Origin of the sequence: Mesorhizobium sp. Z1-4 (genome assembly GCF_004000235.1) — a bacterium.
GTDB lineage: Bacteria > Pseudomonadota > Alphaproteobacteria > Rhizobiales > Rhizobiaceae > RCIO01.
Genome location: NZ_RCIO01000001.1, coordinates 102,379 through 124,129 on the forward strand (window position 1 = coordinate 102,379; position 21,751 = coordinate 124,129).

25 protein-coding genes are annotated in these 21,751 nt (G+C 61.9%); 5 read left to right on the plus strand and 20 right to left on the minus strand.

All coding sequences use genetic code 11. The features are described from left to right. Positions 1 to 44: 44 nt before the first annotated feature. The 5 genes from EP165_RS00485 to EP165_RS00505 form a co-directional block, all read right to left on the minus strand. Positions 45 to 299: an exodeoxyribonuclease VII small subunit gene (locus EP165_RS00485; RefSeq protein WP_127519605.1), complete on the minus strand. Its 255-nt coding sequence runs from the start codon at positions 297 to 299 to the stop codon at positions 45 to 47. Positions 300 to 302: 3 nt separating this feature from the next. Beyond that, positions 303 to 1,229: a histone deacetylase family protein gene (locus EP165_RS00490; RefSeq protein WP_127519606.1), complete on the minus strand. Its 927-nt coding sequence runs from the start codon at positions 1,227 to 1,229 to the stop codon at positions 303 to 305. A 69-nt stretch (positions 1,230 to 1,298) separates the two neighbouring features. Further along, positions 1,299 to 2,276 (minus strand): hypothetical protein, encoded by a 978-nt coding sequence (locus tag EP165_RS00495; RefSeq protein WP_127520743.1) that lies wholly within the window; start codon positions 2,274 to 2,276, stop codon positions 1,299 to 1,301. A gap of 48 nt (positions 2,277 to 2,324) precedes the next feature. Continuing rightward, positions 2,325 to 3,314, minus strand: coding sequence for a hypothetical protein (locus EP165_RS00500; protein WP_127519607.1), 990 nt, complete (start codon positions 3,312 to 3,314; stop codon positions 2,325 to 2,327). After that, complete coding sequence (locus tag EP165_RS00505; RefSeq protein WP_127519608.1) at positions 3,307 to 3,915, minus strand: TetR/AcrR family transcriptional regulator; 609 nt, start codon at positions 3,913 to 3,915, stop codon at positions 3,307 to 3,309. Before EP165_RS00505 ends, EP165_RS00500 begins: the two co-directional genes overlap by 8 nt. A 119-nt stretch (positions 3,916 to 4,034) precedes the next feature. Here EP165_RS00505 and EP165_RS00510 point away from each other — a divergent pair, with 119 nt between their 5' ends. After that, a complete protein-coding gene (locus EP165_RS00510; protein WP_127519609.1) occupies positions 4,035 to 5,258 on the plus strand; it encodes an MFS transporter in 1,224 nt (407 codons plus the stop codon). A 47-nt stretch (positions 5,259 to 5,305) separates the two neighbouring features. Here the strand turns inward: EP165_RS00510 and ribB are convergent, their stop codons facing one another. After that, entirely contained in the window at positions 5,306 to 6,406 is a 1,101-nt protein-coding gene (gene ribB / locus EP165_RS00515; RefSeq protein ID WP_127520744.1) for a 3,4-dihydroxy-2-butanone-4-phosphate synthase, read from the minus strand. Positions 6,407 to 6,419: 13 nt separating this feature from the next. Next, positions 6,420 to 7,514 (minus strand): chorismate synthase, encoded by a 1,095-nt coding sequence (aroC, locus tag EP165_RS00520; RefSeq protein WP_127519610.1) that lies wholly within the window; start codon positions 7,512 to 7,514, stop codon positions 6,420 to 6,422. Positions 7,515 to 7,691: 177 nt separating this feature from the next. On the opposite strand from aroC, the gene EP165_RS00525 reads away from it, so the two are divergent. Next, positions 7,692 to 7,937, plus strand: a complete 246-nt coding sequence (locus EP165_RS00525; protein ID WP_127519611.1) for a DUF1344 domain-containing protein — start codon at positions 7,692 to 7,694, stop codon at positions 7,935 to 7,937. 2 nt (positions 7,938 to 7,939) lie between these two features. Here the strand turns inward: EP165_RS00525 and EP165_RS00530 are convergent, their stop codons facing one another. The 4 genes from EP165_RS00530 to EP165_RS00545 form a co-directional block, all read right to left on the minus strand. Beyond that, complete coding sequence (locus EP165_RS00530; RefSeq protein ID WP_127519612.1) at positions 7,940 to 8,527, minus strand: histidine phosphatase family protein; 588 nt, start codon at positions 8,525 to 8,527, stop codon at positions 7,940 to 7,942. A gap of 19 nt (positions 8,528 to 8,546) precedes the next feature. Beyond that, complete coding sequence (gene fabI, locus EP165_RS00535) at positions 8,547 to 9,365, minus strand: enoyl-ACP reductase FabI (RefSeq protein WP_127519613.1); 819 nt, start codon at positions 9,363 to 9,365, stop codon at positions 8,547 to 8,549. 80 nt (positions 9,366 to 9,445) lie between these two features. Next, a complete protein-coding gene (locus EP165_RS00540) occupies positions 9,446 to 10,375 on the minus strand; it encodes a DnaJ C-terminal domain-containing protein (protein WP_127519614.1) in 930 nt (309 codons plus the stop codon). Positions 10,376 to 10,482: 107 nt separating this feature from the next. Continuing rightward, the gene (locus tag EP165_RS00545) at positions 10,483 to 10,935 is read right to left on the minus strand and encodes an RT0821/Lpp0805 family surface protein (RefSeq protein WP_127519615.1); all 453 of its coding nucleotides are present in this window, start codon (positions 10,933 to 10,935) and stop codon (positions 10,483 to 10,485) included. 41 nt (positions 10,936 to 10,976) lie between these two features. Here EP165_RS00545 and pdxH point away from each other — a divergent pair, with 41 nt between their 5' ends. After that, entirely contained in the window at positions 10,977 to 11,591 is a 615-nt protein-coding gene (gene pdxH / locus EP165_RS00550; protein WP_127519616.1) for a pyridoxamine 5'-phosphate oxidase, read from the plus strand. Positions 11,592 to 11,781: 190 nt separating this feature from the next. Here the strand turns inward: pdxH and EP165_RS00555 are convergent, their stop codons facing one another. From EP165_RS00555 to EP165_RS00575, 5 genes are all read right to left on the minus strand, one after another. Next, positions 11,782 to 13,497: a pilus assembly protein TadG-related protein gene (locus EP165_RS00555; protein ID WP_127519617.1), complete on the minus strand. Its 1,716-nt coding sequence runs from the start codon at positions 13,495 to 13,497 to the stop codon at positions 11,782 to 11,784. Position 13,498: 1 nt separating this feature from the next. After that, on the minus strand, positions 13,499 to 13,933 hold the full coding sequence (locus EP165_RS00560) for a TadE/TadG family type IV pilus assembly protein (RefSeq protein WP_127520745.1): 435 nt from the start codon (positions 13,931 to 13,933) through the stop codon (positions 13,499 to 13,501). Positions 13,934 to 14,101: 168 nt separating this feature from the next. Continuing rightward, a complete protein-coding gene (locus EP165_RS00565; RefSeq protein WP_127519618.1) occupies positions 14,102 to 14,851 on the minus strand; it encodes a helix-turn-helix transcriptional regulator in 750 nt (249 codons plus the stop codon). 264 nt (positions 14,852 to 15,115) lie between these two features. Beyond that, complete coding sequence (locus EP165_RS00570) at positions 15,116 to 15,865, minus strand: crotonase/enoyl-CoA hydratase family protein (RefSeq protein WP_127519619.1); 750 nt, start codon at positions 15,863 to 15,865, stop codon at positions 15,116 to 15,118. Positions 15,866 to 15,879: 14 nt separating this feature from the next. Next, positions 15,880 to 17,643, minus strand: a complete 1,764-nt coding sequence (locus tag EP165_RS00575) for an acyl-CoA dehydrogenase family protein (RefSeq protein WP_127519620.1) — start codon at positions 17,641 to 17,643, stop codon at positions 15,880 to 15,882. Between the two features lie 128 nt (positions 17,644 to 17,771). Between EP165_RS00575 and EP165_RS20605 the strand changes: the two genes are divergently transcribed. Next, positions 17,772 to 17,975: a hypothetical protein gene (locus EP165_RS20605; protein ID WP_127519621.1), complete on the plus strand. Its 204-nt coding sequence runs from the start codon at positions 17,772 to 17,774 to the stop codon at positions 17,973 to 17,975. An 18-nt stretch (positions 17,976 to 17,993) separates the two neighbouring features. Here EP165_RS20605 and EP165_RS00585 read toward each other — a convergent pair whose 3' ends face one another. The 3 genes from EP165_RS00585 to purD are packed head-to-tail and all read right to left on the minus strand — an operon-like array spanning position 17,994 to position 19,859. Then, positions 17,994 to 18,335: a type II toxin-antitoxin system PemK/MazF family toxin gene (locus EP165_RS00585; RefSeq protein ID WP_127519622.1), complete on the minus strand. Its 342-nt coding sequence runs from the start codon at positions 18,333 to 18,335 to the stop codon at positions 17,994 to 17,996. Then, complete coding sequence (locus EP165_RS00590) at positions 18,322 to 18,549, minus strand: DUF8778 family protein (protein ID WP_206075844.1); 228 nt, start codon at positions 18,547 to 18,549, stop codon at positions 18,322 to 18,324. The genes EP165_RS00585 and EP165_RS00590 overlap by 14 nt, the downstream gene beginning before the upstream one ends. A gap of 20 nt (positions 18,550 to 18,569) precedes the next feature. After that, complete coding sequence (purD, locus tag EP165_RS00595) at positions 18,570 to 19,859, minus strand: phosphoribosylamine--glycine ligase (RefSeq protein ID WP_127519624.1); 1,290 nt, start codon at positions 19,857 to 19,859, stop codon at positions 18,570 to 18,572. A gap of 185 nt (positions 19,860 to 20,044) precedes the next feature. Between purD and ubiA the strand changes: the two genes are divergently transcribed. Continuing rightward, positions 20,045 to 21,028, plus strand: a complete 984-nt coding sequence (gene ubiA, locus EP165_RS00600; RefSeq protein WP_127519625.1) for a 4-hydroxybenzoate octaprenyltransferase — start codon at positions 20,045 to 20,047, stop codon at positions 21,026 to 21,028. Between the two features lie 5 nt (positions 21,029 to 21,033). Here ubiA and EP165_RS00605 read toward each other — a convergent pair whose 3' ends face one another. Continuing rightward, positions 21,034 to 21,597 (minus strand): DUF6101 family protein, encoded by a 564-nt coding sequence (locus tag EP165_RS00605; protein WP_127519626.1) that lies wholly within the window; start codon positions 21,595 to 21,597, stop codon positions 21,034 to 21,036. Between the last annotated feature and the right edge of the window lie 154 nt (positions 21,598 to 21,751).

A 21,751-nucleotide genomic window follows, 5' to 3' on the forward strand; every position in this document is an offset into this window, starting at 1 on the left:
CCCTGCTCGTTCTGACGCCAGAATTGTGGCGGTAAAGGCGGCGATTACATGTCGCCGTCGAGCGGCACCGTACTCTCAGGCTTGCCTTCGCGCGACAGCCTGATCTTCTCGACCTTGTCTTCGGCTGCCTTCAGCAGCTTGTCGCAATGCGCCTTCAGCGCCTCGCCGCGCTCATAGGTGCGGATGGATTCGTCCAGCGGCACGTCGCCACGCTCCAGGTCCTCGACGATCTTTTCGAGCGCCTCAAGCGCCTTCTCGAAGGTCATTGTCTTGATATCGTCGTTGCCGTTCTCGGCCATTTCTTATCCCTTCATCAGGCGGCTGACATGAGCTGCAGTCGACGTTGCAAGCCCCTGCAGGTCGTAACCGCCCTCAAGCAGACTGACGAGCCGGTTCGAACAGAACCGCCCCGCCCGTTCCAGAAGTTCGCCCGTTGCCCAGTCGAAATCGTCTTCAACGAGATTGATCTCGGCCAGCGGGTCGCGGTGATGCGCGTCGAAACCCGCCGAAATGATGATCAGGTCCGGTTTGAAGGCATCGATTGCCGACAAAACGCGCGTGCGCATCGCGTCCTTGAAGGCCTCGCCCTCGTCACCGGCGGCGAGCGGCGCGTTGACGATGTTGCCGGCCCCGGTTTCGTGCCTGTCGCCCGTGCCGGGATAAAGCGGCATCTGGTGCGTGGAACAATAAAGCACGCTCGGGTCGTGCCAGAAAATGTCCTGCGTGCCGTTGCCATGGTGCACGTCCCAGTCGACAATCGCGACCCGCTCGGCGCCATGCTTGCGCTGCGCGTGACGCGCGGCGATCGCCGCATTGTTGAACAGGCAAAAGCCCATCGCCGTTTCGCGCTCGGCATGATGCCCCGGGGGACGCGACGCGACGAATACGTTATCGGCGGCACCCGAAAACACGTCGTCCACGGCAGCCGTTGCCGCGCCGATCGCGGTCAGCGCCGCCTCCCAGCTTTTCGGACTGGCCGAGGTGTCCGCATCGATGCGCACAAGGCCCTCGGTCGGGATAGCCGCTTCGACCTTCTCGCGATACGACAGCGGATGCGCCAGGAGAATGGCGTCGGGGTCTCCCGGCGGCGATTCCTTTCGGTCGAGCGCATCGAAGCGCTCGTCCTGCAAAGCCTGCGCGATGGCGCGAAGCCGGTCGGGCCGCTCTGGGTGGCCGGTCGGCGTCAGGTGCTCAAGGTAGATCGGGTGCGTGTAGAGGCGCGTCGTCATGCCCCGATATAGGCGCTTGAGGCGCGATTGACCATCGCGGACACAGCCGCGCGGCGCGTGTTCAACAGGTCACGCACCTTCGGCCGCGGACGGGCGCCCGCCGAAAGACGACACCGCCTTCTCCTTCAATTCGCGAAAGTGGCTGGAGGCGCCCGCGAGCCGCTGATCCCATTCCGGGTCCGGTACCTGGCCTTCGATCACACGGAAATAGACCTGCATGAGTGCGGCGATCGCAAATGGTTCGATCAATGCGGCTTTGATGGCCCAGGCGAAGATGATGGCCAGCACAAACGACCAGCCCGCAAGCTGCCCCGGCATGACGTAGAGGACCGCAGCGGCCGGCGCCAGCATCAGGAGGAACACCAGCAGCGCCAGCACCCACATGAACAATGCCAGCCAGACCGCGTTCTTGACCATCACCATGCCGTTTTGGGCATAAAGAACGACACCCTGGCGCGCGGTATCGAACGGGTCGCGTGAATTGATGCGGATATTGTAGCCGAGCAGCACTTCGTCGACATAGGTCAGGGACAGCCGGATGACGGTGTTGATGAAACCCACAAGACCGTTGAGGCCGGGGATCGGCAGAAAACGCGCTATGCCGCCCAGCAGACCGGTGATGACCCTGATGGCGCCTTTCACCAACTGGTCCACCACGAAGAGAACATTGGCCTCGCCGAAACGCTCGGTCACGACAGCGCGGGCATGATCGATCTGGCTTTTTCCTGCGGGCAGTTCCCTGCCCTCGATCAATTCGACCAGAACCGCGATATGCCCGGCCTTGACCATGTAGAGGATGTATTCGCGCAGCCAGTAGAGCACGACAGAGACGACGACGATGCCACCGAGACCGCCGAAGACGGCAAAGCCTGCCGGACCATCGGCGTCTGCGAACACGTGGCCCAGCCCGAAGCCAACCCCGGCCCCTACACCCGTCGCCAGCACGTAAGCCAGGGTGATGGAAAAATAGACGACCAGCCGCAGCAGGATGAACGGCCAGGTGCGAACCATCATGCCCAGTGTCCTGCCGATATCGAAATCCCACATCTTCGAACTCACTCCTCGTCTTCTTACCTGTGTGCCTATGCCGGCAGATCAGGGAATCACTGCAAGCAGAGTACCATTATCGTCTGCCGTCACGATGGCACCCCCCACATTGGAGAGCGCGGTGGCGACGCGACCGGGCAAGCGGGTTCTGGCAATCGCCCCTCTCGAGACAAAGACAATCGAACGGCGGTCAGCGCTGGGCAGTGCGAGGTCAAGCCGGCCATCGCCGGTGAAGTCGCCAGTCGCGGACAACTGCTGCTCGCGCGAACCGATGAAATGATTGGAGAAACCCGTGCGGTTTTTGCCGAAGCGCTTGAGCCTGCCGTTTTCGAACGTCGCCATCTTGAGCGTGCCGCCGATATGCGGAGTTTCCACCCAGGCGACGACCGGCCTGCCTGCACCGTGGTAGCCGGCGATGCCGGCCACGTTGAGCCAGCGGCGGCTGCGGCCAATCTCGGCCGATGCATCGAGAAGTTTCAGCTCGCCGTCGCGCAGGCCATAAACTGCCACCGCGCCGCCACGTGCGAGCGATGACCGTATCGCGACGATCTCGTTGCGGCCGTCGCCATCGAGATCCGCGATGCGCGGGGTGATGTCTTCGAACACATGGCTCTCGGGCAGAACAAGCTCGTGCAGCTGGCCTGCAGCATCTCGTGCGACGAGCGAGCCCGCTTCGATACCGTCGCCCAGGACGGCGTGGTCATAACGTGTGGTCGGGCGGCCGTACCAGGCCTGCCTTACGTCACCCGAGGAGGCGCTGGCGATGCGGCCATCGGGAAGGCCATCACCGGGCGCCTTGGGCGGCAGCCCGGAAACTCGTGCCGATGCCAGACAGACGATCCTGATTTCGCAGCGCGCGAGCCTGTAGGTCGCACCGTCGCGCAGAACGGCAAATGAACTATCGCCAGCGTTCAACAGCATGCTCACTGGCGCAGGGGTGTCGATCGCATATTGCTCTGCAGCGTGCACCGAGGAGGTCGCGGCAACAATCCAACCCAGCGCGGCTGCTACTGCCGTCCGTTTGACCTGATCACCCATCCTCGCCCCTGTCCGTGCGCAATCCGTCCAGCATCGCCTTGAAAACCCTTACCGCGTCGGCGGAGACAGATTCAGGCTCATCCGAATTGGCGATCCACTGGGCGGCATGAAGCGAAGCGCCGTTGATCAGCCGGGCCGCGGCCGCCGGTGTAATGTCATGCCTGAAATAGCCTTCGTCCTGCAACCGGGTCACATTCGCCGCCAAAGCGGCGATACAGCCATCCTGGTTTGCCCAGCGCGACGGGTCGCCCAGCACGGCCGGTCCGTCGCGGTGAACGATGCGCTGGATTTCCGGTTCCAGAGCCATCTCGATATAGGCAACGCATTCTTCCACGAAGCCAAGCAAGGGGCTGGAAGCCTTTGCCGAAACGGCATTCAGCCTGACTGTCATCTCGGCATCGATCTGAGTTACCACCGCTTCCAGCAGGCCCTTTTTGCCTCCGAAGTGATGGTATATCGCACCCCGCGTCAGCCCCACTTCAGCGGTGAAGTCGTCCATCGAGGCGTCGGCATACCCGACCGTCCCGAAAGCGCGGCGCGCCGCCGAAATCAGCTTCGAACGGGTTTCGGCAATCATCTCGGCTCTGGGTCGATGGGCCATCTTCTGTCCTAATCGACATACGCCTCGTATGCCAATTGACATACGCCTCGTATGAAATTACCTGAATACATACGCAGCGTATGTAGATCATCCCGCGCCGCGAATCGAGGAGAAACTCCATGCCCAACCTTTACAGGGACATCTTTCGCGCGCCCGGCGCAAAGGGCTTCGCGGCGGCCGGATTCGTGGCCCGACTGCCGATCGCAATGGCACCGATCGGCATCGTGGCCATGCTGTCTCAGACCCATGGCGAATACTGGCTTGCGGGCGCGGTCTCGGCGACCTACGCGCTGACCAATGCTCTGGTTTCGCCGCAGATCTCACGCCTTGTCGATCGCTACGGCCAGGCCTCCATTGTCGTTCCGGCCACGCTCGTCTCCGTCATCGCGTTCACCGCGCTGATGATCGCGGCAAACCAGAACTGGTCAACATGGACGTTGTTTGTCGCGGGATTTTTCGCCGCTGCAATGCCCAGCATGCCGGCGATGATCCGTGCGCGCTGGACCGAGATTTTCCGCGGCAAGCCAGAACTGAATACCGCCTTTGCGTTCGAATCTTCGATGGATGAAATGATGTACATTGCCGGTGCATCGCTTTCTGTCGGGCTGGCGGTTTCGGTGTTTCCGGAAGCCGGCATCCTGGCGAGTACTGTACTTCTCACCATCGGCACCGCCGCCTTCATCATACAGCGGTCGAGCGAACCCAAATTGAGATCCGCCGATCAAAGGGCTACCGGCTCGGCGATCCGTCTTCCGGCGGTTCAGATCGTCACCCTGGCGCTTATCTTTGTGGGAGCCATATTCGCTACCGCTGAGGTCAGCGCCGTGGCAATCACGGAAGAACTCGGCCAGCCCAATGCCGCCAGCCTGGTAGTCGGCGTCTATGCCGTCGGTTCGTTCGTCCTAGGTCTCGTCCTCGGCGCGCTGAAACTCACAACGCCGCTTCAGAAGCAGTTTGCCGTAGCCGTGGGTGTCGTTGCACTCACGCAGGTGCCATTGCTGTTCTTCACCGGAACCGTACCGCTGCTTGCAACGGCAGTATTCGTCAGCGGCCTGGCAATTTCGCCAACCTTCATCACGGCGTTCGGCCTGATTGAGCGCCGGGTGCCCGAATCGATGCTCACCGAGGGTGTCACCTGGGTGATGACCGGTATCGGTATCGGAATGGCTCTCGGCGCATTCCTGGCCGGATGGGTCGTCGACAATCTGGGGCCGCGACATGGCTTCTGGGTATCGGTCTTGTCCGCATCCATCGCGTTGTCGGTGGTATTGCTCGGACAGCGCCTGCTGAGCGGCAGGCGCATGACCGCGGTGCCGGATCCGGCGACACAGCCTGCGGAATAGAACCGGTCAAGAGCTGGGGCGGTGCGGCGGGCCTGCCCGCCCCTGGCCTAAAGGATCTCGGTCGAGGCGATTTCGATGCCGAAGCCTTCGAGGCCGACATAGTGGCGCTCGCGCGAAGCAAACAGCCGGATGGATGAAATGCCCAGATCGCGGAGTATCTGTGCGCCCAACCCGATCTCCCGCCATTCATTCTCGCGCGTCACCGCCTCGTCATGGCCTTCGCCGTCCTCGGCTGCGGGGCGGCTGCGGGGCTGGTGCGCAACGCCTACCGACCCTTTGCGCAGATAGACGATGACGCCGCGGCCGCCCTTGCCCATTTCAGCGATCATCTCGTCCAGCTTGCTCTCGGCTCCGAACACGTCTGCCACGATATCCTCGCTGTGGAGGCGCACCGGCACCTCGATGCCGTCGCGTATGTCGCCGAACACGACCGCCAGATGGTGCATGGCATCCCACGGCACGGAGTAGGTGAATGCCTTTGCCGGCCCGCCTGCGGTTTCAAGGTCGAACGTGTCGACACGATGCACTAGAGATTCCTGCCGCTGGCGGTAGGCGATCAGATCGGCAACCGAAACCTGCTTCAGGCCATTCGCATCGGCAAAAGAGCTGACCTGCGGTCCGCGCATGACGGAGCCGTCATCGTTGACCAGTTCGCAGATAACGCCGACTTCGGGCAATCCGGCGAGCCGGCACAGATCGACCGCTGCTTCGGTATGGCCGGAGCGCATCAGGACGCCGCCCTCGCGCGCAACCAGCGGAAAGATGTGACCTGGCCGGACAAAATCGCCCGCACCGACATTCGGATTGGCGAGATTGCGGACCGTCAGCGTTCTGTCGTCGGCGGAAATACCTGTCGTGGTGCCGTGCTTGAAATCCACCGAGATCGTGAAAGCGGTCGAGTGCGGCGCATCGTTTTCGGCAACCATCGGCGCCAGGTTGAGGCGGCGGGCCGCATCGCGCGTCATCGGCGTACAGACGATGCCGGAAGTGTGGCGCACGATGAACGCCATCTTTTCCGGCGTGCAGTGCGTGGCCGCAACGATCAGGTCGCCCTCGTTCTCGCGGCCGTCATCGTCCATGACCACCACAATTTCCCCGCGCTCGAATGCACGAAGCGCATCGACAACTTTTTTCTGGTCGTAAGCCAACATCGCCGGTCCTTTACACGCGGCCGGTCTGGCCACGATGCCGCAAATAGTGGTCCGCGATCGCGCAGGCAACCATCGCCTCGCCGATCGGGACAGCGCGAATGCCGACACACGGGTCGTGACGGCCCTTGGTGACGACCTCGACTTCCCTGCCGTCAGCGTCGATCGACTTGCGCGGCGTGAGGATGGAGGATGTCGGCTTGACGGCAAAACGCGCCACCACCGGCTGTCCGGTCGAGATGCCGCCCAGAATGCCGCCGGCATGGTTTGAGTTGAAAACCGGCTGGCCGTCATTGCCGATGCGCATTTCGTCGGCGTTTTCGACGCCGGTCATGCGCGCCGTCTGAAAGCCGTCGCCGATCTCGACGCCCTTCACCGCGTTGATCGACATCAGGTTCGAGGCGATGTCCTGATCGAGCTTGGCGTAGACAGGCGCGCCGAGGCCGGCCGGCACGCCCTCGGCCACGACCTCGATCAGAGCGCCGACAGAGGAACCGTCCTTGCGGATGCCGTCGAGATAATCGGAAAAAACCGAAACCGAAGCAGGGTCCGGCGTGAAGAAAGGATTTTCCGCGTCACCGACGAAATCCCAGTTCCAATTGGCGCGGTCGATCTCTTTTTTACCCATGCCGACGAGTGCGCCGCGAACAACAAGGCCAGGCACAACCTTGCGGGCAAGCGCGCCAGCTGCCACGCGCGCCGCCGTTTCTCGAGCGGACGAGCGCCCGCCGCCGCGGTGGTCGCGGACCCCGTACTTCACATCATAGGTATAGTCGGCATGGCCCGGCCGGTACTGGCGGGCAATCTCGCCATAATCCTTGGAGCGCTGATCGGTGTTTTCGATCATCATCGAGATCGGAGTGCCTGTCGTCACCAGCATATCGCCGTCTTCGATGAAGCCGGACAGTACCTTCACCTCATCCGCCTCGCGGCGCTGCGTGACGAATCGGGACTTTCCAGGCTTGCGGCGGTCGAGCTCGGCCTGAATGTCGGCGACCGTGAAGCGAATGCCGGGCGGGCAGCCGTCCACCACGCAGCCGAGCGCGGCTCCATGGCTTTCGCCCCAGGTCGTAACCCGGAAGAGATGGCCGAAACTGTTGTGCGACATTAGAAAAGCGTCCGCGCGGATGGTGCCGATCGCCCACGCTTCTATTGTTGAACGGCGTTGTGGTCAAACCGCACGGCGCGAAGTAATTTTGACACATTCGGTGTGTTTGTGCCTGTGTACGGATTGGGGCCGGGGCACGCTTGCCGAAGGCAGGCGAAAAGATCAAGGAATACGGGAATGCGCAGATTGATTGCCGCAGCCGGGGCACTGATGTTGATGGTTTCTGGCGCTCTTGCCGGCAACACTGAAGGCGAGATCAAACAGCTCAACACCGATGAGATGACGATCACGCTGGATGACGGCAAAACCTACAAGCTGCCGGCCGAGATGGACATGAGCGTTCTGTCCGAAGGCGTCGTGGTCGCCATTGCCTATGACGCGCGCGAAGGCGTGAACCAGATTACGGATATGTTTCTTCCGTAAGGCTAGAGCCAGCGAAGCCGCCCTTCATTAAGTTCGAGTATCCGGTTCTGAGGCACCGGATCCTTGCAGGCCGCTTCGACCGGCCAGCCCTCGATCAGCCTGAACAGCACCCGGATGATGCCGCCATGCGTTACACATAACGTTGGCTGCTTCAGTTCCGCCAGCCACGGCGAAATGCGCTCCGCCAGAAGTTCATAGCTCTCGGCCTTCTCGCCCGGCGGACGATAGTGCCATTTGTCGCCTTCCCGCGCTTCAGAACTTCCGGGCGTGCGCTGTTCGATCTCGGCGAGCGTAAAACGCTCCCAGTCGCCATAGTGCATTTCGATCAGGCGGTCGTCGGTGCGGTAGCCCTCGCGTGGCAGGCCCATCGCGGCCCGGACGCGCTCCATCGTTTCGCGGGTGCGCCGTTTCGGGCTGGCGACGAAATCGAAACCCTCTGCGGTGCCGATCAGTTCGGCCAGCCGCGCCCCGTTGCGGTCCGCCTGACGGCGGCCGGTTTCGTTGATGTCAGTGTCGGTCTGGCCCTGGAAACGCCCCTCGGCGTTCCAGTCGGTCAGGCCGTGCCGGACGAAATAAGCGTGAGGGAGCATGTCGGAAGCGAACGGTGACCTATTCCTTCACCACCGAGATGTCCGGCGCATCGACCGCTTTCATGCCGACGACGTGATAGCCCGAATCGACATGAAGCACCTCGCCGGTGACACCGCGCGACAGGTTCGACAGCAGGTAAAGCGCGGAATCGCCCACTTCCTCGATCGTGACCACGCGCTTGAGCGGCGAATTATACTCGTTCCAGCGCAGAATGTAGCGGAAGTCGCCGATGCCCGACGCCGCAAGCGTCTTGATGGGACCGGCCGAGAGCGCATTGACGCGGATGCCGCCGCCGCCGAGATCGACCGCGAGATATCGCACGCTCGCCTCAAGCGCAGCCTTGGCAACGCCCATGACATTATAGTGCGGCATCACCTTTTCGGCGCCGTAATAGGTCAGCGTCAGCATGGAGCCGCCGTCCGCCATCAGCGCCTCGGCGCGTTTGGCAACCGCAGTAAAGGAATAGACCGAAACATCCATCGTGCGCTGGAAGTTTTCGCGGGTGGTTTCTACGTAGCGGCCGTCGAGCTCGTCCTTGTCGGAAAAGGCTATCGCATGGACGAGGAAGTCGAGCTTGCCCCATTTCGCCTTGAGCCCGTCGAACACGGCATCGACGGAAGCCATGTCGGTGACATCGCAATCGCCGGCGACGATCGCGCCCAGTTCCTCGGCGAGCGGCTCGACGCGTCTACGGAAGGCATCGCCCTGGTAGGTGAGCGCCAATTCCGCGCCCTCGCGCTGCAGAGCCTTGGCCACACCCCATGCGATCGACCGGTTGTTTGCGACGCCCATGATGAGACCCCGTTTGCCCGCCATCAGGCCGTTGCCACCGCTCATGCCATGAAACTCCCTCGTGATTTTTCACGAACAAGCCTATCGCACAGGGCATGGACGCCATCAAGCGGGGAGCGGTTGGCTCAGCCTTGCCGCTTCCTCATCAGCGCTTCGAGCTCAACATCATCCTTCGGCAGCATGATGCGGACATTGGCGTAGAGGTCGCCGCGGCCGCCGGTCTTGACCGGCAAACCACGTCCCTTAAGCCGCAGAGCACGGTCCGAACTCGAGCCCGGCGGTACACTGACGGCGACCTTGCCGTCAGGCGTTTCGACAGGAACTTTCGCTCCGAGCACGGCATCCGAAAGGTCGACGGGAACATCGACATGAAGGTCTCGACCTTCAATCCGGTAGCGCGGATGCCGCCTGAAGCGAATCTTGGCCAGAGCATCGCCACGCCCGCCGAAGGGTGAGGGATCGCCCTGCCCTTTCAGGCGGATCGTCTGACCGTCCTCGACATAGGCGGGCAGCTTGACGGCGAGCTTGCGCCCGTCGGGAAACGCAGCCGTTACCTTCGAGGCCTTGATCACGTCTTCCAGCGTGACGTCGAGATTGACATTGAGATCGGCAGGCTTAGGTCCACCGCGGCTTTGTGCACCGGCACCGGGGCCGGCGCCCGGCCCGCCGCCGCGGCCGAATGCGTCGCCGAAAATTTCGGAGAAGATGTCGTTGCCATCGAATCCCGAGGTGCGGAATTCGAAATGGCGCGCACCGCCCGGGCCACCGCCCTGCTGGCGGAAGCCTGCGAACGGGTCCCCGCCACCGGCGGCATGGAAATCCTGGAAGCGGGGCTTGCCAGTCGCGTCGATCTCGCCGCGGTCGAACTGTTTGCGCTTCTTTTCGTCGCCAACGACCTCATAGGCCTGGTTGGCCTCCGCAAAGCGTTCCTTGGCCTTCGCATCATCCGGGTTCTGATCCGGATGATACTGCTTGGCCAGCTTGCGATAGGCCGACTTTATGTCTTTGTGCGAGGCGTCACGCGGGACGCCCAGAACGTCATAAGGATCACGCATGGGTTGCCAATACCGGAGTGCCGGGGATCAAGTCACCACGTTATATGCGCATTGCTAGGAAGAAATTCCAGTATTCCGGCCGTATTTCCGGTGTTCTGGCGCGGATTTCAGCCCTGGACGAGTTCAGACACCGTCCAGGAGCCACCCTCGCCGATGCAGGCCTTGCCGCGATAGCGCGTGCTGCCGGTGAAGCTGTCGCGCGTGGCACTGAACAGGCGGCAGCGGCGCGGTCCGTCGCGCGAATCCGCCAGCCGCGCGATTGCACCGCTGGACCCGGTATTGGCGTTGACCCACGGTACGGTCTGGGGCGGGGCCTCGTCGGGCGGCCATGCGGAGACTGCAGCGCGGATCGCCGCCTCGTCTGACACACGCGTATCAGGCTGCTGGCCCGTATGCTGGACCACGGAATTGGTTATGATCGAGCGGTCGGTACCGAGACGGTCAAGGTCAACGCCGCCGGCACAGCCGCTGACAATGGCGGCCAACAGAAGCCCGACTGCAGGGCGCGGCAAGGCGAACGCATGGCACAGCACCCGCAACACTTGCGCACGACGCGACAATCAGCCATCTCCCCGGAAACAGAAATCCCAAGGCTGCGATTATGACTGAAACAGGGTTAACAACCGATGACTTCGCGGCGCGCGCAGAGCCGATCGCGCTGTTTTCGGACTGGCTGGCGGATGCCGCAAAAAGCGAGCCGAACGACCCCAACGCGGTCGCGCTCGCAACTGTCGACGAAGACGGCCTGCCCGACGTACGCATGGTGCTGCTCAAGGGGCATGACCAGCGTGGCTTTGTCTTCTACACGAATTTCGAAAGCGCCAAGGGCACCGAAATTCTGGGGTCGATGAAAGCCGCGATGTGCTTTCACTGGAAGAGCCTGCGCCGGCAGGTGCGCGTGCGCGGCCCGGTGGAAAGGGTGAGCGACGGCGAGGCCGATGCCTATTTCGCGTCGCGCCCGCGCGGCAGCCGCATCGGAGCCTGGGCCTCCAAACAGTCTCGGCCGCTGGAAAGCAAGCTGGCGCTGGAAAAGGCGGTCGCCGAATACACGCTGAAATACCCCATCGGCGACATCCCCCGCCCGCCCTACTGGTCCGGTTTTCGCATTCTGCCCAGCCAGATCGAATTCTGGCACGACCGGCCATTCCGGCTGCACGAGCGGATTGTGTTCACGCGAGAGGGGGACGGATGGGGGAAGACGCGGTTGTATCCGTGAGTTTGACCGCCTGATTTCGCACTTTGGCCGGGGGCCCATAGTAGTAGGGTTGCGGCTTCGCCTGCCATACGGAAAGCGCACCTGACCCTCCCACATTCGGGAGGGCCCGTCTTGAGCTTGTCGGGGCGAAATGGACATCCCGGCTCGCGACGCTCGCCGACACCAGCGTCCGCCACCGCTTACTGGCCACCTACTGCACCAGCACCGCCTGGTTGCAGGCCAGGCCGCCGACCTGCACATCCGCCACGCCGATCCGAACGCCGGCCAGCGCCAGCACCTCGACAATGGCCTTGTCGAGGTGCTGCGCGACGGGACGAATGGCGTTGGCGACCAGGTTCATCGCAGCGTCGGGGGTTGTCAGAGCAATTCCGCCAACCTTCACGTCCAGTCTCATATTGTCGACCAGCGATCCGACAAGCGACTGAACCGCCGTGGTGGTCGAAACCTGCTTGATAACACCCGTTCCGATGTCGGCTGAGCGAAACACAACGGTCTCGGCGGCGGTATTTCCTATGTCGACGTTTGCGATTGCGTGCGCACGCAGAAAGGCGGTGTCAATGATCGTGGCGCTGTTCACCCGCGCAGGCGTTTCGAAATCCGACAGCGAAACCGACGCGACGTCACCCAACCATGCTTCGGCCAACCCGGGGCGCACAGCCACCTCCACTCTCGGCTTCAGCCACCCGCCGGAGTGGCACTCGGCCGATTCAATGGCCGCTTCGGCATAAGCGAGCTGAAGATAAACCGGCAACCTCACCCGGACCACGCCTGCGTTGATATCGGCCAGCAAAAACAGCCGGGTCTGTGCCGTCCGCACCTTTTCCCCGTTTTCGCCAATTGACAGCCAATGCGCTTCCTGCGGCCGCTCACCGATTGCAAGCTTTGCCGTAAGTTGAGCGATTCCCGGGATCGAGGCCCCGAGGTCCAGCTCTATTTGATGGGTGCCGGTTGCACCGGCGGCAGCCATCAATGCATCCATGACGGGCATGGCTGACTGAAAAGCGGCCTGTCCGTGCCCCACCGCGAGCGAACCGTAGCGGCCGAGGTCGATTATCCTGGCGAGACGAACGCGACTTCGGCCCGCGGCGGGATCCGACCAGATCTGCCGCAGCGCACGGCGTGCTCCGACCTTGCCGACCAGACCTTCGGCGACCTTGGCAAGCTGCGCCAGTGAAACTTCGGCCTCAAGCAACTCATCATAGGAAAGAGCCTCCAGTTCCAGTTCGCCCGTCAACGCATCGAAGAACTGGAAAAGACCGATATCGGCCTGAACCAACGACCGGTAGTCCGCGAGCTGAAGCGAGACATCGGTGCCGAGCACGCCGTTCAGGATGGCGTTGGCTATGCCGCCATCCAAACTCAGCAAGGTGGACCCGACCGACATCGATGCCGGGTTGGCAATCATGGCGGTTCCGGCGGCCGAAACTTCGACCGCGTCCACGATTGCGCGCCCGAAAAAGAGCCCGCCCTGGCGTTTCATCGTAATGCGGACAGCGTTGGGCCGCGTTTCACCCGGTACAAAGCGGGCTTCAGGCACAAGCTGTGCGTCGGCATTGTACCGGCCGATCTCGACGAGCACGGCGGTAAGATCGGACAAATCCGCCGGGGTATCGACGGGCTGCTCCCATTCTCCGAGGCTGACGGACACGTTTTTGTATCCATTCGCCCCCAGCATTTCACGCGCGATATCTTCAGCCTTCGACAGCTGCGATGCGACGGCTATCGCCGTCAGGTCCGCAGTGTTCTGGGCATGCCGGCGCTCCAGATAGATCGAACCGCTGTCGACCGCCACCGCGGCGAGTGCTATCGCCACAGACAAGAACAGCGACCCCGCCACGGCAACGTTGCCGGACGTGTTGCTTGCGGCATTGCGGGCCGTTCCCGCGAGGGCCAGCAGGGCCCCCATTTCAGATTCCCCCGATCCGGATCGTCGAGGATCGCCGTATCACCTTGCCCGGCAGGGGCAGCGGGATATGCATGTTCCAGATCGGAAGCCGCTCGGCATCGTACGATATCGAGACATCAAATTGCGAGCGGCTGCGTTCACTGGAAGTGACATCGACGCTCACATGGCTGCCATCAAGCAACATATAGCCGGAAGCATTGTCGTTAATGTAAGACGCAGCCAGCTTCCGGCGTTCGTCTTCATCGAGCCCGGCAATGCTTGCACGGGCAGCATCTGCGGCCAATTGCTGTACCGAATTGGCAGCTCCGAAATAGACTCCGTATGCGACCAATCCAAACAGGATCAGCACGAATACAGGCAATATCAGAGCAAATTCTATTGCGGACGTTCCCCTTCGGTCCGACAAGAAACCGGTTACATTAAGCCACCTTATCATCTGCACAGCGCTTCCTCCAACGAATTGCCGCAATTCAACCCGCTGGTCAGCTTCTGCTTTGCCTGTTTCGCCTTTCTATATTGCTGCTCGGATATTCAATCCGATTTACTGTCGTAATACATCCAGTCTTGCGGCCAGAATTCATTTCGAAAAGCAGGCAATACTTCGTTAACCACCTGCAGTACGAAACAGCCCCTTCATACAGGCTATGGCGACCGCATGCGCCGGTGTTTTAGCCCCCAGCAGAGCCAGCGCACCACGCAGGTGGTAACTGACCGTGCTTGCAGAAATGCTGAGTTTGCCAGTCAACTCTTTCGAGTTATGGCCTTCCGCCAGCAGCTGCAGAATCGAAATCTGAGTCGAACTCAGCTTCTCGACGGCAGAGCTGCGAGATTTGACAATCTGGTTCAGCGGCTCGTGAAAATGGTTGCAAAGGTAGGCAACTTCCATGACCACCTGAGCCGAGGGACTTTCCCCGCGCCCGGACAGTGCTACAGAACCATTGAACTCCGTCAGGCTTCTGAGCGGCAGAAAAAGCGCGAAATCGTGCCCATATTCCTGGAAAATCTCATTTATTCCTCTTTCGCCGGTGTTCTCGCTGAGATCATCGAAGCGAAGGACTATGGGTATATTTGAAGACCGCACCTGAACCACAGAGACGAAACTACAGAAATCGGGAACCGCGGAAATACGCTCTACCAATTCAGGATGCCAGTTATTTACAAATACCCTGAGTTTGTACGTTTCCTCTATTGGAGACGGAAACGAGGCAATAGAGAACCATTCAAAACCATAAATAGAGCATAGATCTTTCAGGTTCTTGAATATATCGAAACCGGTTTTCGCCTCCGCAAATTCATTCGCATATTTTTTAATTCTAATACCAACATCGCTTCGTTCATGAAACGAATCACACATAATCTAAGCACCCGCCGCCAATGTATTTAGAAAATAGATGATTCTCGCTAATTATATTTCATAACGATTAGCACCACCTCCCCAAAACAGAAGCCCGACTTACTACGCGCGCTTTCCACCCCCGCCGACTACGACCTCGTCCACGTAAACGAGTCCGCGGAGGTTGCCGTTAGAATATTTTTACAACCGGGTGTGTCAAACGGAATTCTGATTGAAAAGCGTCTGGTGCTTTTCAATCAGCGTGCGTGGCGCAAGGGCGGGTGGCTACTTCTTCCGGGACATAAAGCTCATGAAGGCCTGCCTAGCCTCGTCGGAAGCAAGCAATTTGCGAAAATGCTGCCCCTCCTCGGTAATGCGGGCAACCAGCTTTTCGGTATCGCCCGCCATCAGCCGGCGTGCGGTGGCGAGCGCCGTTGGCGGCTTTTCCGCGATGCGGGCCGCGGCGGCCAGCACTTCGGCTTCCAGCGCGTCCTCGGCGACGACCTTGTAGATCAGGCCCACCTGATGCGCCCTGTCCGCCGGGAAAGGCTCGCCGAGCGCCAGCATGGCAAATGCGGCCTGCCGCCCCAGAAGGGCCGGGCCGATCAGCGTCGAGCCGGCTTCCGGGATGATGCCGAGATCGGTGAAGGGCGTGTGGAAAACCGTTCGAGGGGTGGCAAAACTCAGATCGCAGTGAAACTGGATCGTGGTGCCAATGCCGACGGCGACACCGTCGACCGCCGAAATCAGCGGTTTCTTCAGCGTCGCCAGCGCGCAGAGGAAATCGAAAACCTCGGTGCCGCCGTCGCCGCCGGTGGCGATGACCATGAAGTCGGCGATGTCGTTGCCGGCCGAAAACGCGCCGGGCACGCCCATGATGACGTTGACGCGGATTTCAGGGTCGTCATTCGAGGCATTCAGCGCCGCCGCCATAGTGGCGTACATCGCGCGCGTCAGCGCGTTCTTCTTGTCGCCCCGGTTCATGCGGATGATCTGCGCGGCGCCCTGGCGCTCAACGATGACGTGTTCGCTCACGGTTGTTCTCCCGTTCAGGCTGCGTCGGCGGCGGCGAGGCTGGCCGCGCCATCCACGACCGCCGATTTGAGGGCCGCCGTTTCCGAAATCATGTTTTCGGCGAAGAAGCGGCACGTGCTGGCACGTTCCCCGCCGCCGGCAGCGACAGCCGCACGCGCGAGATAGGCACCGCCAGCAGCCAAAGCAAACAAACGCAAATACGGCGTCGCACCGGCAAGGGCCGTCTGCGTTTCGCCCGCCTTTTGCTGCTCCTGAATGAAGCGGGTCGCTCCCTCGAAATCATCGAGTGCTGCCGAGATGCGGTCGGCCGAACGCCCAAGTTCCGGCAGGTTCGACTTACGCAGCGCCTCGACATCCTCGCGCAGCTCGGCGATGTAACCGTGGACATGCTCGCCGCCGGCAAGCGGCAGTTTGCGCATCACGAGATCGATGGCCTGAATGCCGTTGGTGCCTTCATAGATCGGCGCGATGCGGGCATCACGCAGCAGGCTCGCGGCACCCGTTTCTTCGATATAGCCCATGCCGCCATGAACCTGGACACCCATCGAGGCCACGTCGACACCGACATCGGTGGAGAACGCCTTGGCGATAGGCGTGAGCAGGTTGGCGCGCTCGTTCCAGTGGCGGGCGTCATCGCCTTCGCCGGCATGCGCCATGTCGATCGCATGCGCGCAGGAATAGGATATCGCGCGCGCAATGCGGGTCAGCGCTTTCATGGTGACCAGCGTGCGCTTCACATCGGGGTGCATGACAATCGGGCTCATGCCCTCCGAGGTATCGCCCTCGGCGCGACCCTGCCGGCGGTCCTGCGCGTAGGCCAGTGCGCGCTGATAAGCGGCTTCCGCCACCGCGACACCCTGCATGCCGACTGCAAGGCGGGCATTGTTCATCATGGTGAACATGCAGGCGAGGCCGCGATTTTCCTCGCCGATCAGCCAGCCGATGGCGCCCGGCTTGGCGCCGTGCGTGCCGTCGCCATAGATCATGGTGCAGGTGGGCGAGGCGTGAATGCCGAGCTTGTGCTCGATCGAGGCGCAGACCACGTCGTTGCGCTCGCCCAGCGAACCGTCGTCATTGACGAAGAATTTCGGCACCAGAAACAGCGAGATGCCACGCGTTCCGGCCGGTGCGTCGGGCAGGCGCGCCAGCACCAGATGCACGATGTTGTCGGTGAAATCGTGCTCGCCGTAAGTGATGAAGATCTTCTGGCCGAAGATACGGTAACTGCCGTCGCCAACCGGCTCGGCACGGGCACGCAGCGCATTGAGATCGGAACCGGCCTGCGGCTCGGTCAGGTTCATGGTGCCCATCCACTCGCCGGAGACGAGCTTTTCCAGATAGGTCGCCTTGAGGTTGTCGGAGGCGTGTTTGTCGAGCGCTTCGATGGCGCCCATTGTCAGCGTCGGGCCAATGGCAAAGGCCATGGCACCGGAGTTCCACATTTCGAGTGCTGCGACGTGCAGCATGTTGGGCAGGCCCTGGCCGCCGAAATCGACGGGTGCGGCGATGGAATTCCAGCCGCCTTCGCACCAGCTTTTGTAAAGCTCTTTCCAGCCGGGCGGCGTTGTGACTTCGCCGTCCTTGAGCACCGCGCCATGCTCGTCGCCAATTCTGTAGAGCGGCGCGACTTCCTCGGTCGCAAAGCGGCCGGCCTCGTTGAGGATCGCGTCAACCAGATCTTCCGACAGATCGCCCAGCCGGCCGCCTTCCAGCGCGGTTTTCATGCCCGCGACGTGGTTCAGCGTGAATGCGATTTCCTCGACGGGTGCACGATACATGCCGAACTGCCCTCCTCTGGCGCGCTTCGGAAAATATGCAGGAACTCACCGTCACCCGCTAGTGGCTTTTTACGTAAACGTCAATTCATGAGCTTGGCGTAAGGCGGCGCTTCGGCTATGCGTGCGGCATGCTTGCACGCCCGGAAATCACCCGCTGTATCGAATGCGGCCTTGCCTATGGATCGCCCGGTTTCGCGCTCGATGGCGATGGACCCGCCTACTGGTGCGACCGGGGCGTCTTGTGTTCACCCCGATGCTCGCTTGCACACCACAAAATGCGCACAGCGGAAGGGACGCTACCGGCCCGACCTGCGCCCGATCCTTTCGGCTAAGCTTGCCTTTTGTCGGATTCAGCCCAATCCGAGTTGCGTGCTTATCGCCCGTTCGACTGCCTTGATGTCGCTATCGCTTAGGCTTCCGATGCGCTGTCTCAGTCGCTGCCTGCTGGCAGTTGTAAGCTGGTCGGCCAAGGCCTTGCGGCGTTCACCATTCAAGAGAACAAGCGCTTCCGAAGGGAACACCCTGTCAACATTGCTTGTCAGCGGCACGACCTGAAGTCGGTTCAGGTGTCGGTTTGAAGCATCATTTGAGACAACTATTGCCGGACGGGTTTTGCGAATTTCACCACCGACCGACGGGTCGAAAGAGATCCACCAGACCTCGCCCCGGCGCGGCGTGTTATCGGGGCTCATCGGCGACGTCCGCGATCATCGCCTCCGACCACACCAGCGCATCCTGCTCGCGCTCTTCATCAGCGGCCATGTCGCGGTATGCAGCGTCGAGTTCGTCGCCAATCACATGGGGACGTGCAAGATCATTCAGGAACTTGCTTATCTTCCGCTGCCCTATGCGACGGTGCAGGCCCGAATAGACTTCGTCATCGACTGTGATCGTAAGCTTTCTCATAATACGTATAATTACACGTATTAACGGGCTTTTTCAAGATTCTCCCGTGCCACCGCGCGCCAGCCGATGTCGCGGCGGCAGAAGCCACCCCGCCAGTCGATCTTGTCGACGGCGGCATAGGCAGCGGCGCGCGCTGCAGTCACGCTGGCACCAAGTGCCGTGACATTGAGCACGCGCCCGCCGGCCGCGACCAGGTTCGCGCCGTCCAGAGCGGTGCCGGCATGAAAAATCTCCACACCCTCGGCTGCGTCCGCGGCGTCGGTACCCCCGATCACCGATCCCTTGTCCGTCCTGCCCGGGTAGCCGTTGGTGGCCATGACCACCGCCAAAGCCGCTTCGTCCCGCCAGTTGGCCGAGACGTCCGCAAGCCTGCCATCGGCCGCGGCGGCCAGCAGCGGCAGGAGGTCGGTGTCGAGCCGCATCATCAGCACCTGGCATTCGGGGTCGCCGAAACGGACATTGTATTCGATCAGCTTCGGCCCATCCTCGGTGATCATAAGCCCGGCGAACAGCACGCCGGTGAAGGGCGTGCCCGTCTCGGCCATGCCGCGCAGCGACGGCTCCACGATCTCGCGCATCACGCGCGCCGACATTTCCGGTGTCATCACCGGAGCCGGGGAATAAGCGCCCATGCCGCCGGTGTTGGGACCGGTATCGCCCTCCCCGACAGCCTTGTGGTCCTGCGCCGTGCCGAAGGGCAGCGCGGTCGTGCCGTCGCAGATGAAGAAGCAGCTCGCCTCTTCGCCAACGAGCTTTTCCTCGATGACGACTTCCGCCCCGGCGTCGCCGAACGCGCCTTCGAAACAGTCATCGACGGCGGCAAACGCCTCGTCCAGAGTTTCGGCGACGGTTACTCCCTTGCCCGCGGCGAGGCCGTCGGCCTTGATGACAATCGGCGCGCCGACCTGACGCAGATAGGCTTTCGCCTTTGGAGCATTGTTGAAGCGCTGCCAAGCGGCGGTAGGGACACCGCAGCGGTCGCACAGTTCCTTGGTGAAACCCTTGGAGCCCTCAAGCTTGGCTGCTTCAGCGGAAGGCCCAAAAACCTTGATGCCTTCCCTGGCGAGTGCATCCGCAAGGCCGGCAACGAGCGGCGCCTCCGGGCCGACGATCACAAGCGCAATCTCGTTTTGCCGGCAGAAACCGGCAACGGCATCATGATCGGTGACATCGAGCGCCAGACAGCTGGCGTGTTTCGCGATACCGGGATTGCCCGGCGCGGCAAAGAGCGTGCCGAGCAATGGGGATTGGGCAAGTTTCCAGGCAAGCGCATGTTCGCGCCCGCCGGAACCGATCAGAAGAACGTTCATGAAACCTCGCGGCGGCGGTTGGCTAAGCGTTGCGCTATTGCCACTGCGGCCCGGGGTCAAGGGTTTGCCCGCCAGCTTTGGACAGGTTTTACCTGGAACCGTGGCGCGGCCCGCTCGTTGTGCTGACGAGAGCTGGACAACACGCCAGCTTGACGCTGCGCCAACCGCCTGCCACTTGCTCACACATGGACACCATCCAATCCAAAGGCGTTCGCGGCCGGGTTTCCGATGCTCCGTCGGGGCACTGGGTCTATCGCGTGCTGCCCCGTGCGCTGTGGCCGCATGCGCAACTCGCGCGCTGGGACAGACCGATCGGCTGGCAGCTTCTGCTTTGGCCCTGCTGGTGGGCCACCGCGCTTGCCGCGCTCGCCTATGCGAAGCCGGGTGCGGCAATCCTCGACGTTATGCCCTCGCCCTATCACCTCGTGCTGTTTCTGATCGGCGCGCTGGCGATGCGCGGCGCGGGCTGCACCTATAACGACCTGGTCGACGAGAACATCGACACACAGGTCGAGCGTACGCGCTCGCGCCCGCTGCCGTCCGGGCAAATCACCCGCAAACAGGCCTGGGTTTTCCTGGTCGTTCAGGCGCTTTTTGGTTTGGCAGTACTCATTCAGTTCAACTGGTTCACAGTTCTGCTGGGCGTTGCCTCGCTCGGTATCGTCGCGCTTTATCCCTTTGCGAAGCGCTTCACCGACTGGCCGCAGTTTTTCCTCGGGCTTGCCTTCTCATGGGGCGCGCTGATGGGCTGGGCGGGGCATTTCGGCAGCCTTTCACTGGCACCTTTCCTGCTTTATTCGGGCTCGATCCTATGGGTGATCGGCTACGATACGATCTACGCGCATCAGGACAAGGAAGACGACGCGCTGGTGGGCGTACGCTCCACCGCTCGGCTGTTCGGCGCGCGAACGAAGCAGGCTTTGGTGTTACTTTATGGCGGTGCGCTGCTGTTTTTCGCGGTGGCATTCGCGCTTGCCGCGGTGCCGATGCCCGCACTCGCCGGGCTGGTGGCCGCCGGCGCGCATATGGCGCGGCAAATCCGGGTTCTCGACATCGACGACCCGGATCAGTGTCTGCAGCTTTTCAGATCCAACAATGTGGTCGGCTGGCTGATATTCCTCGGCCTTCTGGGCGGAGGAGCCTGGGCCGTTATCAGCCCAAGCTTCTAACCCGATCAGCTGCGGGCGATGATCTCTTCGCCCTTGACCACCAACCGCAATCCAAGCTGGCCGCATTTGCGGCGCGCAAGGAAGCGCGGGCGGCGACGCACTGAAGCCTTGCCCTGGCGGCGTTCATGCACCGGCGCGACTTGGCGTTCGCCGATCGTGTCTTCCAGCACACGGGCAACACCGTCGGCCTCGACCAGCATCATCGGCAGGCCATAAGCCTCCGACCATGCACGCCAGTCGGCCGCCACATCGTCCAGATCGCTGGCGACAAGCAGCGGCACCGACAGCGAATCGTCGGCGTGGAGCAGTTCCAGCGTTACCGTCACCTCGCCGCTGTCGTCCTCGATTGCACGCGCTGCGACGCCGCGGAAGGCCGACGCCGGAATCGCAATGCTGACCGGCAGGCGGGAATTCTTCAGATGACGTTTGATCGTCGCGCCGCGGCGGTCGATGGTGAAAAGCACGTCGCCGTGCTCGTCGCTCAGCGCGTAGGTCACGACCTGCGGCAGACGATAGGGGTCGAGCCGCATATTGCTGCCCGCCCAGACTGGCATCAGTCCGGTGTTCATATTGTGCCTTCCTGTCTCTCCTGAGAGCCGTAGCCGGATCCCTGAACGGGTTTGCCCCGTTTCTTGATTGGGAGAGTAGCGCCGGCACCTTACCGGCAGGCGAAGAACTTCGGTTAACAATCGCTGATCGGAACGATGGTTAGCGAAAGCTCAC

What these genes read in the sequence shown, in the direction of transcription:
- EP165_RS00590 (WP_206075844.1), bottom strand. Translation starts at nt 18,549, where the DNA reads ATGAGAAAGCTTACGATCACAGTCGATGACGAAGTCTATTCGGGCCTG.
- EP165_RS00530 (WP_127519612.1), bottom strand. Translation starts at nt 8,527, where the DNA reads ATGCTCCCTCACGCTTATTTCGTCCGGCACGGCCTGACCGACTGGAAC.
- EP165_RS00490 (WP_127519606.1), bottom strand. Translation starts at nt 1,229, where the DNA reads ATGACGACGCGCCTCTACACGCACCCGATCTACCTTGAGCACCTGACG.
- EP165_RS00605 (WP_127519626.1), bottom strand. Translation starts at nt 21,597, where the DNA reads ATGAACACCGGACTGATGCCAGTCTGGGCGGGCAGCAATATGCGGCTC.
- EP165_RS00525 (WP_127519611.1), top strand. Translation starts at nt 7,692, where the DNA reads ATGCGCAGATTGATTGCCGCAGCCGGGGCACTGATGTTGATGGTTTCT.
- EP165_RS00510 (WP_127519609.1), top strand. Translation starts at nt 4,035, where the DNA reads ATGCCCAACCTTTACAGGGACATCTTTCGCGCGCCCGGCGCAAAGGGC.
- pdxH (WP_127519616.1), top strand. Translation starts at nt 10,977, where the DNA reads ATGACTGAAACAGGGTTAACAACCGATGACTTCGCGGCGCGCGCAGAG.
- EP165_RS00500 (WP_127519607.1), bottom strand. Translation starts at nt 3,314, where the DNA reads ATGGGTGATCAGGTCAAACGGACGGCAGTAGCAGCCGCGCTGGGTTGG.
- aroC (WP_127519610.1), bottom strand. Translation starts at nt 7,514, where the DNA reads ATGTCGCACAACAGTTTCGGCCATCTCTTCCGGGTTACGACCTGGGGC.
- EP165_RS00540 (WP_127519614.1), bottom strand. Translation starts at nt 10,375, where the DNA reads ATGCGTGATCCTTATGACGTTCTGGGCGTCCCGCGTGACGCCTCGCAC.
- EP165_RS00575 (WP_127519620.1), bottom strand. Translation starts at nt 17,643, where the DNA reads ATGTATCGTGCACCCGTCGAGGAAATCGCATTCACGCTGAACCACGTC.
- purD (WP_127519624.1), bottom strand. Translation starts at nt 19,859, where the DNA reads ATGAACGTTCTTCTGATCGGTTCCGGCGGGCGCGAACATGCGCTTGCC.
- EP165_RS00565 (WP_127519618.1), bottom strand. Translation starts at nt 14,851, where the DNA reads ATGTGTGATTCGTTTCATGAACGAAGCGATGTTGGTATTAGAATTAAA.
- EP165_RS20605 (WP_127519621.1), top strand. Translation starts at nt 17,772, where the DNA reads ATGCTTGCACGCCCGGAAATCACCCGCTGTATCGAATGCGGCCTTGCC.
- EP165_RS00485 (WP_127519605.1), bottom strand. Translation starts at nt 299, where the DNA reads ATGGCCGAGAACGGCAACGACGATATCAAGACAATGACCTTCGAGAAG.
- EP165_RS00555 (WP_127519617.1), bottom strand. Translation starts at nt 13,497, where the DNA reads ATGGGGGCCCTGCTGGCCCTCGCGGGAACGGCCCGCAATGCCGCAAGC.
- EP165_RS00585 (WP_127519622.1), bottom strand. Translation starts at nt 18,335, where the DNA reads ATGAGCCCCGATAACACGCCGCGCCGGGGCGAGGTCTGGTGGATCTCT.
- EP165_RS00560 (WP_127520745.1), bottom strand. Translation starts at nt 13,933, where the DNA reads ATGATAAGGTGGCTTAATGTAACCGGTTTCTTGTCGGACCGAAGGGGA.
- ubiA (WP_127519625.1), top strand. Translation starts at nt 20,045, where the DNA reads ATGGACACCATCCAATCCAAAGGCGTTCGCGGCCGGGTTTCCGATGCT.
- EP165_RS00495 (WP_127520743.1), bottom strand. Translation starts at nt 2,276, where the DNA reads ATGTGGGATTTCGATATCGGCAGGACACTGGGCATGATGGTTCGCACC.
- EP165_RS00505 (WP_127519608.1), bottom strand. Translation starts at nt 3,915, where the DNA reads ATGGCCCATCGACCCAGAGCCGAGATGATTGCCGAAACCCGTTCGAAG.
- fabI (WP_127519613.1), bottom strand. Translation starts at nt 9,365, where the DNA reads ATGAGCGGTGGCAACGGCCTGATGGCGGGCAAACGGGGTCTCATCATG.